The organism is Streptosporangium sp. NBC_01639 (assembly GCF_045209755.1).
In the GTDB taxonomy this organism is placed as follows: Bacteria; Actinomycetota; Actinomycetes; order Streptosporangiales; family Streptosporangiaceae; genus Streptosporangium.
Genome location: NZ_CP109272.1, coordinates 7,373,622 through 7,387,440, shown reverse-complemented (window position 1 = coordinate 7,387,440; position 13,819 = coordinate 7,373,622). Strand labels below are relative to the sequence as shown.

Below are 13,819 nucleotides of genomic sequence, written 5' to 3'. Positions count from 1 at the left end.
GGTGCGGAGCCTGCGGAGTTCAACCCTGAGCTCAAGGAGGTCGACTTCACCGTTCTTGACCTCGCCGCCTGAGCCGAGCCGGATCCGGACCTGGAGCCGGTCAGTTGCAGCAGTCGCAGCCGGGGCGGCAGCCACAGGCGTCCGGCTCGGTGCCGGTGGATGGGGCCGCCGCGGCGGCCGGGGCCGCGCAGCAGCCCTTGCCATGCCAGGCGTCGCGGCCTTCCTTGACGGCGACGGCGGCGATCACGAGGGCGGCGATGGGGTCGGCGAAGGACCAGCCGAGGGTGGCGTTGAGCACCAGGCCGGCCAGGAGCACGGCGGACAGGTACGTGCACAGGAGTGTCTGCTTGGAGTCGGCGACCGCCGAGGCGGAGCCGAGTTCGCGGCCCGCGCGGCGCTGGGCGGCCGACAGGAACGGCATCACCGCGAGAGAGAGCGCGGCGAGCACGATGCCGGGAATGGAGCGTTCGGCCTCGCCGGTGCCGGTCAGGGCGCGGACGACGTCGACGGTGACGTAGGCGGCGAGCGCGAGGAAGGAGACGGCGATGATCCGCAGGGTGGTCTTCTCCCGCCCTTGGCGCACCGCGTGGTCGCGGGCGGAGAACTGCCAGGCGACCGCGGCGGCGGAGGAGACCTCGATGACGGAGTCCAGGCCGAAACCGATCAGAGCGGTAGAGGAGGCCAGGGTGCCGGCGGTGATGGCGATGACCGCCTCGATGAGGTTGTAGGTGATGGTCGCGGCGACCAGGAGCCGTATCCGCCGGGTGAGCGCGTCGCGGCGGGTCGGGGAGGGCCCGAGGGATATCGATGTCTCGGTGGTCATCTCAGCAGCAGCCTTTCTCGGCGGCGGCGAGGCAGGTGCGGTCGGTCTCGACGGCCACCACGGCGGCGCGCAGGTCGTCGAGTGCGTGGCCGAGGCGTTCGTCGGCGAGCTCATAGCGGGTGCGGCGGCCGTCGGGGACGGTGAGGACCAGGCCGCAGTCGCGCAGGCACGCCAGGTGGTTCGACAGTCGGGTGCGGGAGATGGCGAGCGCGTTGGCGAGGTCGGCGGGGTAGGCGGGGGCGTCGCGCAGGGCGAGCAGGATGCGGCAGCGGATCGGGTCGGCGAGCGCGCGACCGAACCGGGCCAGCACCTCGATATCGGAGGCAACAGTCAGCACGCCACAATAGTACATATAATCCTGAATTCAGGAAATCATGGATCGTCCGATGGCCGGTTCACGGCAGGGCGCCCGCGGCGTGGGCATCGAGCAGGATGAGGACGGTCAAGAAGGCGATCCAGACGATGACCGCGGCCAGCAGGCCGGCCTTTGACGATCTCCTCCAGCACCGGCACCAGGGGGTCCTGGGCGGTGCGGAACCCCAGCACCTCGCGTTTGAGGGAGTAGATGTCGGCGGTGACGTCGGCGTGCTCGCCGCTGAAGACCTTCCGCTCCAGCGCGATGAGATCGTGCTCGACCTCATGGGAGATCTGGGAGTAGGTGTCCACCACCTGCTCGCAGATCGCGTACAGCACCCCGGCCGGGCCAGCGGCCAGCAGGTCGGGATCGGACTCGATGCGCCGACGTACCCCGGTCAGCGCCCCGGCCTGGCCGTGGCGGACGCTGATGACGAAGTCGGCGCCCAGGAACAGGTTGAGCTCCCCAGCCTCGATGTCGGAGGTCTGCTCCATATACAGCAGCGGCTTGAGCACGACGAACAGGGTGTCGTCGTAGCGCTCCAGCTTGGGTCGCTGGTGGGCGTGGATGGCGTCCTCCACCGCCAGGGGGTGCAGCCGCACCTCGCTGGTGATCAGGTCGAACTCCTCCTGGTGGGCGCATGCAGGCCGATCCACAAAAAGCAGTCACCCTGCTGCCGGGCGGCGCTGAAGGCGTCGCTGATATCGCCGTCAATGGGTACGCGCACGCCGTTGCAGTAGATCGCCTTGTCCACAATCACATCCGGCATTGTGACGTATCCGGCAAGGCGCCCATCTCAGCCGCAGGCGGTGCGGGGTCCGGTGACCTCATTGCCGAGGTAATCGGCAGCGGCAAGGCAACAGGTTCACACCGGCGAGGGAAGCCCGGTGAAACCGCCACCACCCCATCACCCGATCTCCCGCACCAAGCGGGGACCGATGCGTGGACCATCACGCACGACAGGGTAGATATATGGCGTTGACCTGCATAAATGACCTGCGTAACCCCAGAAAGGGCGAGAGGTGCTGCAGCGATGAATGGCCGCGTGAGACATCTTGGCGCAGATCGCGTCGCGTTCCTGACCGCGCTGGTGGCGCCGCTGGCCACCACGGCGGCGCTGGTGCCCTTTCGCGACAGCCTGCCTAACACCAGCGTCGCGCTCGTCCTGGTCGTGATCGTGGTCGCGGTCGCCGCCCTGGGCAACCGCCTGGCCGGCGCGCTGGCGGCCCTGTGGGCCGCGGTGTGGTTCAACTTCTTCTTCACCCAGCCCTACCAGCGCTTCACCATCACCAGGCCCGCCGACGTCCAGACCGCGCTGTTGCTGCTCATCGTGGGCCTGGCGGTCTCGCAGCTGGCCGCCCGCGCCCGCAGGCTTAAGGTGGTGACCATCACCGATGCCGACTACCTGGCCCGCATCCACGACACCGCCGAGCTGGCCCAAGGCGCCAGGGCGCCCGAAACAGTGGTCGATCACGTCACCGCCCAGCTCACCGAGGTGCTGCACCTGCGCGGCTGCCGTTTCGAGTACGGCACCTTGATCGGCCACCCGCCCCGGCTGGAGCAAGACGGCAGCGTGTCCTGGGGGCACAGGCGCTGGGACGTCGACCATCTGGGCTTGCCCGATACGGAAGTCGAGCTGCGCACGTTCGGCAACGGCCGCTTCTACAGCCGCTTCATGCTTGAGCCCACCCCGGACAGGATTCCACCGTTGCAAGCACGCCTGGTCGCGGTCACGCTGGCCGATCAGGCCGGGCGGCGCTGGACATCGCGGCAAGCGACTCGGGTGGTTGACGACCGGCTCACCGGTAGGCCGCAGCCACCGGGCGGACGTCGGCTGGGGTCAGGCCGTCGATTCTCAGACCAGGTTCCGATGCACGCCACATTCGCGAGCCGACGCCCGGACTTCTCCGCCTCGCCGCCACTCCTTGGCCCTCCACTCGGGTCGGTCCGACGAAGTGCAAAGTAGCTCTGCGTAGTCGGCCTGCTGGTGAGGCTCATGCCAGGAAGTGTCGGCGACGAGGCCTGCTCCCGGGCGGTCACTAACCGGCGCTCTATGGCGCATCTCCCTGTTGCCGGTCCGAAGCCCCGCGAGAACCGGGGGCGGTGGTGTCATGCAGGCCGTCAAGCGGCGACCAACACAGACCGTCACCCCGGCTCCCGCCGAGTCCCAACAGCAAGCACCGTATCGATGCTCACCAGAAGGATGGTGCCCTAGTGACCTACCAGCCCATGCATCCGGCCGCACCGAAGCAGGCCATGTGGCCGCTGTATGCCGCTGGCTTCACCACCGCCTTCGGTGCGCACGGCATCGCCGCCAACCTCGGCGGTTTCTCCGCCGACGCCGTCACCTCGCTCTTGGTCCTGGGCGGGCTGCTCGCCCTTTACGACGGCGCCGAAGTGCTGCTCAAGCCGGTCTTCGGCTCACTGGCCGATCGGATCGGAGGCAAGCCCGTCCTCCTCGGTGGTCTGATCGCGTTCGCCGGCGCCTCCGCGCTGTACGCGGTCGCCGACAGTCCCGGCTGGCTGTGGGCGGCCCGCCTCGGCCAGGGCGCCGCTGCCTCCGCCTTCTCCCCCTCGGCCTCCGCCATGGTCGCCCGCCTGAGCCCGACGGCCAACCGGGGCCGCGCGTTCGGCAGTTACGGCTTCTACAAGTCCATCGGCTACACCCTTGGCCCGCTGCTGGGCGGCGTCCTGGTGTGGGCGGGGGGCTTGCGGCTGCTGTTCACGGTAATGGCCGTGTGCGCTGCGGCCGTCGCCCTGTGGGCCGCGCTCGCCGTACCCGCCGTACCACCGCTGCCCCGCACGCGGCAGACCGTGGCCGGCCTCGCCCACCGACTGGCCGACCGGTCCTTCCTCGCCCCGACCGCCGCACTGGCCGCGGCCACCGCCGCGCTGTCGGTGGGCGTGGGCTTCCTGCCCGTCTCCGGTGCCGCGGCCGGGCTCGGCACCGTGGCCACCGGCGCTGCCGTCTCCGTCCTGGCCGCCACCGCCGCGCTCGTCCAGCCCAAGGCCGGCCGTACCCTGGACGCCGGGCGCCTGAGCACCCGCACCGGCCTGCTCGCCGGACTGCTCCTCACCGCCGCAGGCCTCGCGGCCGCGATGCTGCCCGGCCTGGCCGGCATCCTGCTGGCCGCCGCCCTCATCGGCACCGGCACGGGACTGATCACCCCGCTCGGCTTCGCCGCCCTGGCCGCCACCACCCCCGAAGAGCGCATGGGGCAGACCATGGGCTCGGCCGAACTGGGCCGCGAGCTCGGCGACGCCGGCGGGCCCCTACTCGTGGCCGCTGTGGCCACCGTCTCGACCCTCACCTTCGGCTACGCGACACTGGCCATCCTGCTGGCCGTCGGCCCCCTGCTCGCTCTGACCGCGCGCAGGCGCACGGCGCAGACACCGCAGTAGAGCCGGTCGCGTGCCCTCCCTGGACCGCTACGGCCGCTCGCTGGCCGACCTGATCGCCATGGTCGGCGAACTACGCCGCCGCGAGATCGGCTTCACCTCGCTGCATGAAAGCCTGGACACCACCACCCCGGGCGGACGACTGGTCTTCCACGTCTTCACGGCGCTGGCCGAGTTCATCCGCGAACTCATCGTCGCCGGCACCCGCGAGGGCCTGGCCGCAGCCAAGGCCCGCGGCCGGGTCGGAGGCCGCCCCACCGTGGTCACCCCCGCCCTGCTGCGCGCCGCCCGCGACGTATCAGGCTCCAGCGCGGGCTCTGACCAGCCCTATTAGCCCTTTCCGGCTTACTTGGTCTGCCCCCTGGGCGGGTCATCTGCGGTCGGCGGCGCCCTCGGGCGGGGCGGGAGCGGTGGAGCCGCGTACCACCAGTTCGGTGGCGAGTTCGACGTGATGGGAGTCGACTCGTTCGCCTGCCGCCAGGCGCAGAGCCGTGCGTACGGCGACACCGCCCATCTCTCGCAGCGGCTGGCGTACGGTGGTCAGCGGGGGCGAGGCCATCCGGGCGACCTGGGTGTCGTCGAAGCCGACGATGCTGAGGTCCTCGGGCACACGCAACCCGCGCGCCCTGGCCGCCTCCAGCACGCCGAGCGCGATGTCGTCGCAGCCGGCGAAGACGGCCGTGGGGACCTCAGGCAGGTCGAACAGGACCGCGCCGCCCGTCACACCATCCTGGTAATGGAAGTGCCCCGCCCGTACGTGACCCGGCGGAACCGGAGCGCCCGCGGCCTCCATGGCGGCACGGTAGCCGTGCAGCCGCGCCTGGTTGCAGGCTGCGGTGGCCGGGCCGCCGAGGTAGGCGATGCGCCGGTGTCCGAGCGTGAGCAGGTGCTGCGTCGCGGCCAGGCCCCCGGCGAAGTTCGTCGAGCCGACGCTGGTGACCCCCCTGGTCTGCGGCAGGTTCAGCGGGTCGATCACGACCAGTGGCAACCGCACGCGGGACAGGGCGGCGAGCTGCCCGGCGGTCAGCTCGCTGGTGATGGCGATCAGGGCTCGCCGTCCGGCCGTGACCAGGCCGCGCGCCCAGGCTCCGGCACGGTCGGCGTTCGTCCGGATGCTCACCACGATCGCCGCGTCGGCCTCGGCGCCGGCCTGCACCGCGCCCTGGACGATCTCGGTCGAGTACGCGTTGAGATCGGCGTCGAGCTCCACTTCGATCGTGTCCGGCACGGCCGCGTCGCCCCGGCGGCGCTGCGGCGGCGCGACGTAGTCGTGCTGCTCCAGCAACGACTCCACGAGGGAGCGGGTCACCGGGGAGACGTCGTCTCGGCCGTTGAGCACCTTCGACACGGTCGCGACCGACACGCCCGCCGAGGCCGCGACCGTGGCCAGCGTGGCCCGTCTAGGACTGGCCGGCATCTGTTCCCCCCTGCTGTGTGACGGAAGCGCCCGGTGCCGGTTCCACGTCCGCTCGGGTGACCAGCCGGCGGCCTGGGCCGACGTGACGCAGCGGGCCGGTCAATCGGATGCGGCCCCGGCAGGGCAGGTCGGACGCCGACGTGCCCACGAACACCTCAAGATCTCCCGGTTCCACCACGCGTCGCAGGTCGCGCCCGGTGAACGCGGTCCGGTCGGCGGACACGGTGAAGGTCGCCAGGGCGCTCGCGCCGGGCTCCAGCCGGACCCGGGCGAACCCGGTGAGCTGCCGCACCGGCCGGGTGACCTGGGCGACCACATCGTGCAGGTAGAGCTGGACGACCTCCTCGCCCGTCCGGCCCCCGGTGTTGCGCACCCGCACCGACACGGTGAACTCGCCGTCGGTGGGCACCTCGGCGTCGCTGATCCGCAGGTCGTCGATCGCGAAGGTGGTGTACGAGGCACCGTGCCCGAACGGGAACAGCGGGGTCGGGTCGAGGTTGCTGATGCCGTGGCTGTCGGAGCCCAGCGGCGGCTGCAGATAGGTGCCCGGCTGCCCGCCCGGACCGCGCGGGATCTGCACCGGCAGCTTCCCGCTGGGCTGCACCCGGCCGGACAGGACCCCGGCGATGGCCGCCCCGCCCTCCTCGCCGGGCATGAACGCCTGGACGAGCGCCGCGGCTGTCCCGGACACCCCGCCCAGCGCGTACGGGCGGCCTGAGACGACGACCACCACCACCGGCGTGCCGGTGGCGGTCAGCTCGGCCAGCAGATCCTCCTGCACGCCGGGCAGCCGCAGGTCCTCGGCATCGCAGCCTTCGCCCGACGTACCCAGCCCGAACATCCCCGCCAGGTCGCCGACGACGGCCACGCACACATCGGACTCACGTGCCGCCTGGAGCGCGGCGGCGAAGCCGGAGCGGTCCTCGCCCCGCACGTCGCAGCCGGGCTCGTGGATCAGCTCGGCCTCGGGCAGCTCCGCCCGCAGCGCATCGAGCAGGCTGGGCGCGGCCACGCCGAGCCCGAGCCCCGGATGACGGGGCAGCACGTGGTTGGGGAAGGCATAGCAGCCCATGAACGTATGCGGGTCGTCGGCGCAGGGGCCGACCACGGCCACCCGGCGCGGCTCCGGACGCCCCTCGCCGAGCAGCGGCAGCGCGGTGCCCGCGTCGAGCAGCACGATCGACCGCTCGGCCAGCTCCCGGGCCAGCGCCCGGTTGGCCGGCGAGTCCAGGTCCACGTCCTGCGCCCCGGCCACCGACTTCTCCGGCGTCCAGTCCGGGTCCAGCAGCCCGAGCTGCACCTTCTGCGTGAGCAGGCGCCGGGCGGCCCGGTCGACCAGGGACTCCGGCAGCTCGCCCCGCCGCACCCGTCCGGCGAGGTGCCGGCCGAAGCCGAGCGTGTCGGGCAGTTCGACGTCGACGCCCGCGGTCAGCGCCAGCACCCCGGCCTCGTCGGCGTCCGCGGCGACCTGGTGCGTCGTCGCGAGGAACGGGATCCCCCAGTAGTCCGACACCACCGTCCCGGTGAACCCCCACTCGTCGCGCAGCAGGTCGGTCAGCAGCCACGGGTCGGCCGTGGCGGGAACGCCGTCCACGTCGGCGTAGGAGCTCATGACCGAACGCGCGCCGCCCTCGACGATGGCGGTCTCGAACGTCGGCAGGATCATGTCCATCAGCTCGCGCCGGCCCATCGGCACCGGGCCGTGGTTGCGGGCCGCCCGGGAGGCGGAGTAGCCGGCGAAGTGCTTGAGCGTGGCGACGATCCCGGCGCTCTCGAGGCCGCGCACGTAGGCCGCGCCGAGCATCGCGACGAGGTACGGATCTTCGCCCATGGTCTCCTCGACCCGGCCCCAGCGGTAGTCGCGCACCACGTCCAGCACCGGCGACAGGCCCTGGTGGACGCCCACGGCGCGCATGTCCCGCCCGATGGCGGCGGCCATCCGCTCCACCAGTTCCGGGTCGAACGTCGCACCCCAGGCGATGGCCGCCGGGTAGACGGTCGCGCCGTAGGTGGTGAAGCCGGTCAGGCACTCCTCGTGGACCAGCGCCGGGATACCGAGCCGGGAGTTCTTCACCACCTCGGTCTGCAGTCGTACCACCTCCGCGGCGCCCTCCGCCGCGGTCACCGGCGCGCTGCCGAACACCCGCGTCAGGTGGCCGAGCCCGTGGCGGATCACCTCCTCGAAGGGCACCCTCCTCGCGGCCGCGAAGACGTCCTGCATCGGGGCCACGTTCGCCGGGCCGTCGGCCTCCTCCCCGGGCTCTTTGCCCTGGTCGGCCTGCGTGTCGTTGCCGAGCCACCGGCTGCCGAGCTGACCGACCTTCTCCTCCAGGGTCATCTCCTCAAGGAGGGCGTCGACCCGGTCGGCCACGGGGAGTGCCGGGTCCTGCCACAGACGGAGGTTCCGGCCCGTTGCGGAGGTCCCATCTAGCGCCGTCATCTGCTCTCCTCAAGAAAAAATCTACTTCCGCAATTTTCCGAAACATTTCGGCTTCTGCGGCGACCTTGCCCGACATCCTGACGCACCCGAGACGACCAGGAAAGTCCCAGATGAGAGTACCTTACCTACCTTGTATGCGGAGTTCGTGTCGATAAGGAACCACCCCTTGACAGGCCGGTAACGGAAATCTAAATTGACGTGCCACGCGGCTTATTTCGGAAATGTTTCGACACGCTGGGCTCAAGAGGGGCGGGTGCCTGGCAGCGAAGGTGCCGATCCACGACCGACAGCCACCGCCACTGACGTTTCACCTGTAGTCGCACCCAGCCTCGGCATTCGACATACGGAGATCAGCGTGGAGTCAACGACACCGTCTCGCCGTACCTTCCTCAGCCTCTCCCTGGGCATTCCCCTGGGGGCCGCGCTGGCGGCCTGTGGCACTTCCGGCCCCACCCCGGCGGGCGGAGGAGGCGGAGCCGGCGGGAGCGGCGGGAGCAAGGCGACTTACTGGTACCTGTCGGTCCAGCCGCAGGAGGGCGTGCGCGCCAGGGCCGTGGAGCGGTTCAACAAGGCCAACCCCAACGGGCAGATCACCGGGACCGCCCTGCAGAACGACGCGTACAAGACGAAGATCAAGACGGCGATCGGGGCAGGCCAGGCACCCACCATCATCTGGGGCTGGGGCGGCGGGACCCTGCGCACGTACGTGCAGGCCGGCCAGGTGGAGGACCTCACCTCGTGGTTCGACCAGAACCCGGCCGTGAAGGACCGGCTGTTCCCCTCATCCTTCGGGGCGGCCACGATCGACGGCAAGATCTACGCGATGCCGGCCGAGACCATGCAGCCCATCGTCCTGTACTACAACAAGAAGATCTTCGACAAGGTCGGCGTGCAGCCGCCGGAGTCGTGGGGCGACATCATGGCCCTGGTCCCCAAGTTCAACGCCGCCGGCGTCGCCCCGTTCTCCCTCGGCGGCCAGTCCCGTTGGACGAACATGATGTGGCTGGAGTTCCTCTTCGACCGCATCGGCGGCCCCGAGGTGTTCCAGGCCGTGTTCGACGCCAAGAAGGACGCCTGGTCCCACCCGGCCGCCCTCGAAGCCCTGACCAAGCTGCAGGACCTCGTCAAGGCGGACGGGTTCATCAAGGGCTTCTCCTCGATCACGGCCGACTCCAACGCCGACCAGGCCCTGCTGTACACCGGCAAGGCCGCGATGATGCTGCACGGCGGCTGGACGTACGGCAGCATGTCGACCGACGGCGGTGACTTCGTCTCCGGCGGCCATCTCGGCTACATGAACTTCCCACCGGTCGAGGGCGGCAAGGGCGACCCCAGCAACACCGTCGGCAACCCCGGCCAGTACCTGTCGATCTCCTCCAAGGCGACCGCCGAGCAGAAGGAGATCGCCAAGAAGTTCTTCGCCACCGCCGTGCTCAACGACGAGGACGTCAAGGAGTGGGCCGGAACGGGCGCGGTGCCGATCGTCAACGGCTCAGACAGCGCGTTCGCCGGCTCCAAGGACGCGGACTTCCTGAAGTTCGTCTACGGCGTCGCCAGCAACGCCAAGTCGTTCGCCCAATCCTGGGACCAGGCGCTCAGCCCCACCGCGGCCGAGGTGCTGCTGGATAACATCGCCAAGCTGTTCCAGCTGTCGATCACGCCGCAGCAGTTCGTGTCCAACATGAACGCGGTCATCGGCAGTTGAGCACGTACGCCACCCCCGCTCGGAGAAGGACGCCGCCGACGGCCGAGCCAGGGGCCCGAGGCGGCGTCCTCCCGTGGCTGGCCGTGCCGGCCCTGGCGGTCTTCGTCGCCTTCGGGGTGATTCCGCTGGCCGGGGTCCTGTTCCTCAGCTTCACCTCCTGGGACGGGCTCGGCGACATCCAGCTGTCCGGGCTCACGAGCTGGCAGGCCGTGCTCGGCGATCCCGGCCTGCTGCACGCGCTGTGGGTGACGTTGCTGGTGATGGCCGCCTCCTGGGCGGTCCAGACGCCGGCAAGCATCCTGATCGGGGTGTTCCTGGCCGGCCGGCAGCGCTACCGCGCGCTGCTGGCGGTGCTGTACTTCATCCCGCTGCTGCTCAGCTCGGCCGCCATCGCCATCGCCTACAAGGCACTGCTCGACCCGAACTTCGGGCTCGGCGCCGGGCTGCACATCGGGCTGCTCACACAGGACTGGCTCGGCGAGCCCGTCCTCGCCTTCAGCGTCGTGATCTTCGCGGTGTCGTGGCAGTTCATCCCCTTCCACTCACTGATCTACCAGGGCGGCGTACGGCAGATCCCGCGCTCCATGTACGAGGCCGCCGAACTGGACGGCGCCGGCCGCGTCCGCAGGTTCTTCAGCATCACGCTGCCGCAGCTCAAGTACACGATCATCACGTCCTCCACCCTCATGGTCGTCGGGTCCCTGACCTTCTTCGACCTGATCTTCGTACTGACCGCGGGCGGTCCCGGCGACGCCACCCGGGTGCTCGCCCTGGACATGTACAAGCGCGGGTTCCAGGCCAACCTCATGGGACCGGCCAGTGCCATCGCCGTCATCCTCGTCCTCGTGGGCCTCGCCCTGGCGTTGCTCCTGCGCCGGCTCGGCGGCAGCGACGCAGGAGCCAGCCAGATGGAAGGGGCCTGACCATGGGCTTGACCCACACGACGGGGCTCAAGCGGACTGCGCCGGCCGAAACGGAACCGCGCCGGCGCCGGCCGCGGCCGGGCAGCGAGCGCCCCAACTGGCTGGGCGGGGCCGCGGGCTGGCTGTGGCTGGCGGTCGTGATCGTGCCGGTCTACTGGATCTTCATCACCAGCTTCAAGGCGCAGAGCAGCTACTACGCCACCAACCCGCTGGCGCCGCCTGCCGAGCCGACCCTCGCCAACTACAAGCTGGTCATCGAGTCCGACTTCCCGCTGTACTTCCTCAACAGCCTCATCGTGACCGTCGGCGCGGTCGTCCCGGCGGTCGCGGTCGCGTTCATGGCGGCGTACGCGATCGTCCGGGGCGGCGCCCACCGCTTCCTGCGCGGGGTGAACTCGCTCTTTCTCATGGGGCTGGCCATCCCGCTGCAGGCGACCATCATCCCGATCTACCTGATCATCATCCGGCTGCACCTCTACGACTCGCTGGCGGCGCTGATCCTCCCGTCCATCGCCTTCGCGATCCCGCTGTCGGTGCTGGTCTTGTCCAACTTCATCCGTGACGTGCCCAAAGAGCTGTTCGAGTCGATGCGGCTGGACGGCGCGGGCGAGATGATGACGCTCTGGCGGCTGGCCTTCCCGCTCACCCTGCCGGCCGTGGTGACGGTGACGATCTACAACGCACTCACGATCTGGAACGGGTTCCTGCTGCCGCTGATCCTCACCCAGAGCCCCGACAAGCGCACCCTGCCGCTCGCGCTGTGGACCTTCCAGGGGCAGTACAGCGTGAACGTACCCGCCGTACTCGCCTCCGTCGTGCTGACCACGCTGCCCATCCTGATCCTGTACGTGGTCGGCCGCCGTCAGCTGCTCAGCGGCCTGACGGCCGGTTTCGGCAAGTGACCGTGCCCGGCCGCCCGGCTCGGCCTCAGGGCAGCGCGGGCGGTCGGACCGGGGTCCGGCCTCTGGACAGCAGCCACACCATGGCGGCCAGGCCGGCGACCTGCAGCGGCCAGCCCATCACGATCTTCAGGATGCCCAGCTCGGCGACGGCGTCGTTGCCGCCGATCAGGTAGACGGGGAGCTGCACGGCCACCCGGACCACACACGGGATGAGCAGCATCCAGGTGAGCCGGGAGCAGAGCTTGACGACGGCCGGATCGGCGCGCCAGCCCGTCGGGTCGCCGGTGACGGACCCGATCATGAAGCCCACCACCGGCCAGCGGGTGACGATCGACAGCAACATCGCCACCGAGTAGGCGGCGTTGTAGAGGATGCCGGGCAGGTAGACGTCCCGGGCGTCGCCGGTACGGGAGGCGAAGAACGCGCCGATTCCGATGCCGATCAGACTGTTGATCACGAACTGCGGCGTCGAGCGCTGCAGCAGCCGCACGGCCAGCAGCACCACCGCGGCGGAGATGCTGACGATCAGGGACTGCTTGAGGTCGGAGGTGACGATCCACATCACAGTGAAGACGATCGTGGGCACGGCGGCCTCGAGGATGCCGCGCACCCCGCCGAACGCCTTGGCGAGCTGGACGCGTATCGCCGCCTCCACCGTGTCATGGGCGGCGGTCTCATCGGTGGTGGTCATGTCCTCGCTCACCGCTCTTTGATCGTCGATCGCTCACGCACCGCCAGCCGGACGGAGCTCGTATCGGGGATTGAACATCACCTTGCGCCCGTCCTGCACGCTGACGAGCCCTTCGGCGAGCACCATCCGGCCCGGCTCGATTCCAGCGATCTTCCGGCGGCCCAGCCAGATCAACTCGATCACATCCGAACCGTCATAAAGCTCCGCTTCGAGCGCGGGAGCGCCTCCACGAGGCCTCAACGTCACGGTCCGTAGCGTACCGGTGACACAGAACCGCCGCCGCCCGGCGCACGAGACGATCGGAGTGGCGCCATGGCGATCGAGGTCCTGCTGGAGCTCGGTGGCCTCCATCTCGGCCTGAGTTGTGGTCAGCCGCCGGAAGAAGCCCCGAAATCCACCCTGTTTATGCGGTTCCTGAGAACCCACGACCTCTCCTTCACATGCGTGTTGAATCAGCGTACGCGATCCGACACGTCAGCGGATCTCCGCTATCTCCGGACCCCGCCGGAACGGGTTGAGGTCGGGCACCTCGGCTCCGGCCGCCTGCTGCTCCATCGCCTGTTTGGCCTCTGCCGGGATCCGCAGCTCGATCGCCTCCTTGGGTGCCATCGGCTCGTCCCCACGGACCACGACGATGTCGCGGATGACGCTCTCCAGCGTCGCCGCGGCCTGGGCGTCCAGTGCGGCACGCCCGCTGATCACCGCACGGAGGAACCAGCGCGGGCCGTCGACGCCGATGTAGCGCACCGGCTGGGCGACGCCGTCGGCCGGGACCTTGGCGGCCAGCTCGACGCCGAACGGCCCCTCCTGCTCCTCGGAGGTGCCCCCGGCGCTCTTGACCCCCTCGGCGAGCTCGTCGCGCACCTCGTCCCAGATGCCGTTCCGCTTGGGCGCCGCGAACGCGTGCACCTGGAGGGCGCTCTCGTCCACCATGACGACCGCGCCGACGATCTGGTCGCCGGCCAGATTGAGCTGCACCTCGAATCCCGGGTCGACCGGCAGGCGCATGCCGCCGAGATCGACCCGCTCCCGCTCGGAGAACGGTTCGCCGGAGTCCCATGGACCGGACTCACGTGCCGGGACCTGCTCCACCTGCTCGACCTCCTCGGCTCCTGCCGGGGACTCCTCGCGACGGCGACGTCCGAACACTTTCCTCACACTCCT

At 70.1% G+C, this 13,819-nt stretch carries 15 protein-coding genes; 6 read left to right on the top strand and 9 right to left on the bottom strand.

Annotated features, from left to right (window positions below; translation table 11 throughout):
* Nucleotides 1-100: 100 nt before the first annotated feature.
* The 4 genes from OHA77_RS33570 to OHA77_RS33555 are packed head-to-tail and all read right to left on the bottom strand — an operon-like array spanning nt 101 to nt 1,938.
* Complete coding sequence (locus tag OHA77_RS33570) at nt 101-823, bottom strand: cation transporter (RefSeq protein ID WP_406313320.1); 723 nt, start codon at nt 821-823, stop codon at nt 101-103.
* A gap of 1 nt (nt 824) precedes the next feature.
* A complete protein-coding gene (locus OHA77_RS33565) occupies nt 825-1,160 on the bottom strand; it encodes an ArsR/SmtB family transcription factor (protein ID WP_406313318.1) in 336 nt (111 codons plus the stop codon).
* Between the two features lie 35 nt (nt 1,161-1,195).
* Nucleotides 1,196-1,834, bottom strand: coding sequence for a CorA family divalent cation transporter (locus OHA77_RS33560; RefSeq protein ID WP_406313317.1), 639 nt, complete (start codon nt 1,832-1,834; stop codon nt 1,196-1,198).
* Nucleotides 1,792-1,938 carry a hypothetical protein gene (locus tag OHA77_RS33555; protein WP_406313316.1) on the bottom strand — a complete coding sequence of 49 codons (147 nt, stop codon included), beginning with the start codon at nt 1,936-1,938 and terminating at the stop codon, nt 1,792-1,794. The genes OHA77_RS33560 and OHA77_RS33555 overlap by 43 nt, the downstream gene beginning before the upstream one ends.
* Before the next feature lie 285 nt (nt 1,939-2,223).
* On the opposite strand from OHA77_RS33555, the gene OHA77_RS33550 reads away from it, so the two are divergent.
* The 3 genes from OHA77_RS33550 to OHA77_RS33540 all read left to right on the top strand — a co-directional run bounded on the left by OHA77_RS33550 (nt 2,224) and on the right by OHA77_RS33540 (nt 4,911).
* On the top strand, nt 2,224-3,144 hold the full coding sequence (locus tag OHA77_RS33550) for a DUF4118 domain-containing protein (RefSeq protein WP_406313314.1): 921 nt from the start codon (nt 2,224-2,226) through the stop codon (nt 3,142-3,144).
* A 248-nt stretch (nt 3,145-3,392) separates the two neighbouring features.
* On the top strand, nt 3,393-4,580 hold the full coding sequence (locus OHA77_RS33545; RefSeq protein WP_406313312.1) for an MFS transporter: 1,188 nt from the start codon (nt 3,393-3,395) through the stop codon (nt 4,578-4,580).
* A 10-nt stretch (nt 4,581-4,590) separates the two neighbouring features.
* Nucleotides 4,591-4,911 carry a recombinase family protein gene (locus OHA77_RS33540; RefSeq protein ID WP_406313311.1) on the top strand — a complete coding sequence of 107 codons (321 nt, stop codon included), beginning with the start codon at nt 4,591-4,593 and terminating at the stop codon, nt 4,909-4,911.
* Between the two features lie 36 nt (nt 4,912-4,947).
* Here the strand turns inward: OHA77_RS33540 and OHA77_RS33535 are convergent, their stop codons facing one another.
* Nucleotides 4,948-5,994, bottom strand: a complete 1,047-nt coding sequence (locus OHA77_RS33535; RefSeq protein ID WP_406313310.1) for a LacI family DNA-binding transcriptional regulator — start codon at nt 5,992-5,994, stop codon at nt 4,948-4,950.
* The gene (locus OHA77_RS33530) at nt 5,978-8,434 is read right to left on the bottom strand and encodes a glycoside hydrolase family 3 N-terminal domain-containing protein (RefSeq protein WP_406313309.1); all 2,457 of its coding nucleotides are present in this window, start codon (nt 8,432-8,434) and stop codon (nt 5,978-5,980) included. Before OHA77_RS33530 ends, OHA77_RS33535 begins: the two co-directional genes overlap by 17 nt.
* Before the next feature lie 355 nt (nt 8,435-8,789).
* Here OHA77_RS33530 and OHA77_RS33525 point away from each other — a divergent pair, with 355 nt between their 5' ends.
* Genes OHA77_RS33525 through OHA77_RS33515 form a run of 3 tightly spaced genes read left to right on the top strand, consistent with a single transcriptional unit; the run spans nt 8,790 to nt 11,964 of the window.
* Complete coding sequence (locus OHA77_RS33525) at nt 8,790-10,139, top strand: extracellular solute-binding protein (RefSeq protein WP_406313308.1); 1,350 nt, start codon at nt 8,790-8,792, stop codon at nt 10,137-10,139.
* Nucleotides 10,136-11,062 (top strand): carbohydrate ABC transporter permease, encoded by a 927-nt coding sequence (locus tag OHA77_RS33520; protein WP_406313307.1) that lies wholly within the window; start codon nt 10,136-10,138, stop codon nt 11,060-11,062. Before OHA77_RS33525 ends, OHA77_RS33520 begins: the two co-directional genes overlap by 4 nt.
* Nucleotides 11,063-11,064: 2 nt before the next feature.
* Nucleotides 11,065-11,964 carry a carbohydrate ABC transporter permease gene (locus OHA77_RS33515; RefSeq protein ID WP_406313306.1) on the top strand — a complete coding sequence of 300 codons (900 nt, stop codon included), beginning with the start codon at nt 11,065-11,067 and terminating at the stop codon, nt 11,962-11,964.
* 25 nt (nt 11,965-11,989) lie between these two features.
* Here the strand turns inward: OHA77_RS33515 and OHA77_RS33510 are convergent, their stop codons facing one another.
* The 3 genes from OHA77_RS33510 to OHA77_RS33500 form a co-directional block, all read right to left on the bottom strand.
* Nucleotides 11,990-12,655, bottom strand: coding sequence for a DUF3159 domain-containing protein (locus OHA77_RS33510; RefSeq protein WP_326824184.1), 666 nt, complete (start codon nt 12,653-12,655; stop codon nt 11,990-11,992).
* Between the two features lie 33 nt (nt 12,656-12,688).
* Entirely contained in the window at nt 12,689-13,006 is a 318-nt protein-coding gene (locus OHA77_RS33505; protein WP_221465571.1) for an OB-fold nucleic acid binding domain-containing protein, read from the bottom strand.
* A 123-nt stretch (nt 13,007-13,129) separates the two neighbouring features.
* Nucleotides 13,130-13,804, bottom strand: coding sequence for a DUF3710 domain-containing protein (locus tag OHA77_RS33500; protein ID WP_406313305.1), 675 nt, complete (start codon nt 13,802-13,804; stop codon nt 13,130-13,132).
* Between the last annotated feature and the right edge of the window lie 15 nt (nt 13,805-13,819).

Bases quoted from the DNA above. Each gene is read 5' to 3' on its own strand.
- OHA77_RS33570 (WP_406313320.1), bottom strand. From the start codon at position 823: ATGACCACCGAGACATCGATATCCCTCGGGCCCTCCCCGACCCGCCGC.
- OHA77_RS33535 (WP_406313310.1), bottom strand. From the start codon at position 5,994: ATGCCGGCCAGTCCTAGACGGGCCACGCTGGCCACGGTCGCGGCCTCG.
- OHA77_RS33530 (WP_406313309.1), bottom strand. From the start codon at position 8,434: ATGACGGCGCTAGATGGGACCTCCGCAACGGGCCGGAACCTCCGTCTG.
- OHA77_RS33515 (WP_406313306.1), top strand. From the start codon at position 11,065: ATGGGCTTGACCCACACGACGGGGCTCAAGCGGACTGCGCCGGCCGAA.
- OHA77_RS33510 (WP_326824184.1), bottom strand. From the start codon at position 12,655: ATGACCACCACCGATGAGACCGCCGCCCATGACACGGTGGAGGCGGCG.
- OHA77_RS33505 (WP_221465571.1), bottom strand. From the start codon at position 13,006: ATGGAGGCCACCGAGCTCCAGCAGGACCTCGATCGCCATGGCGCCACT.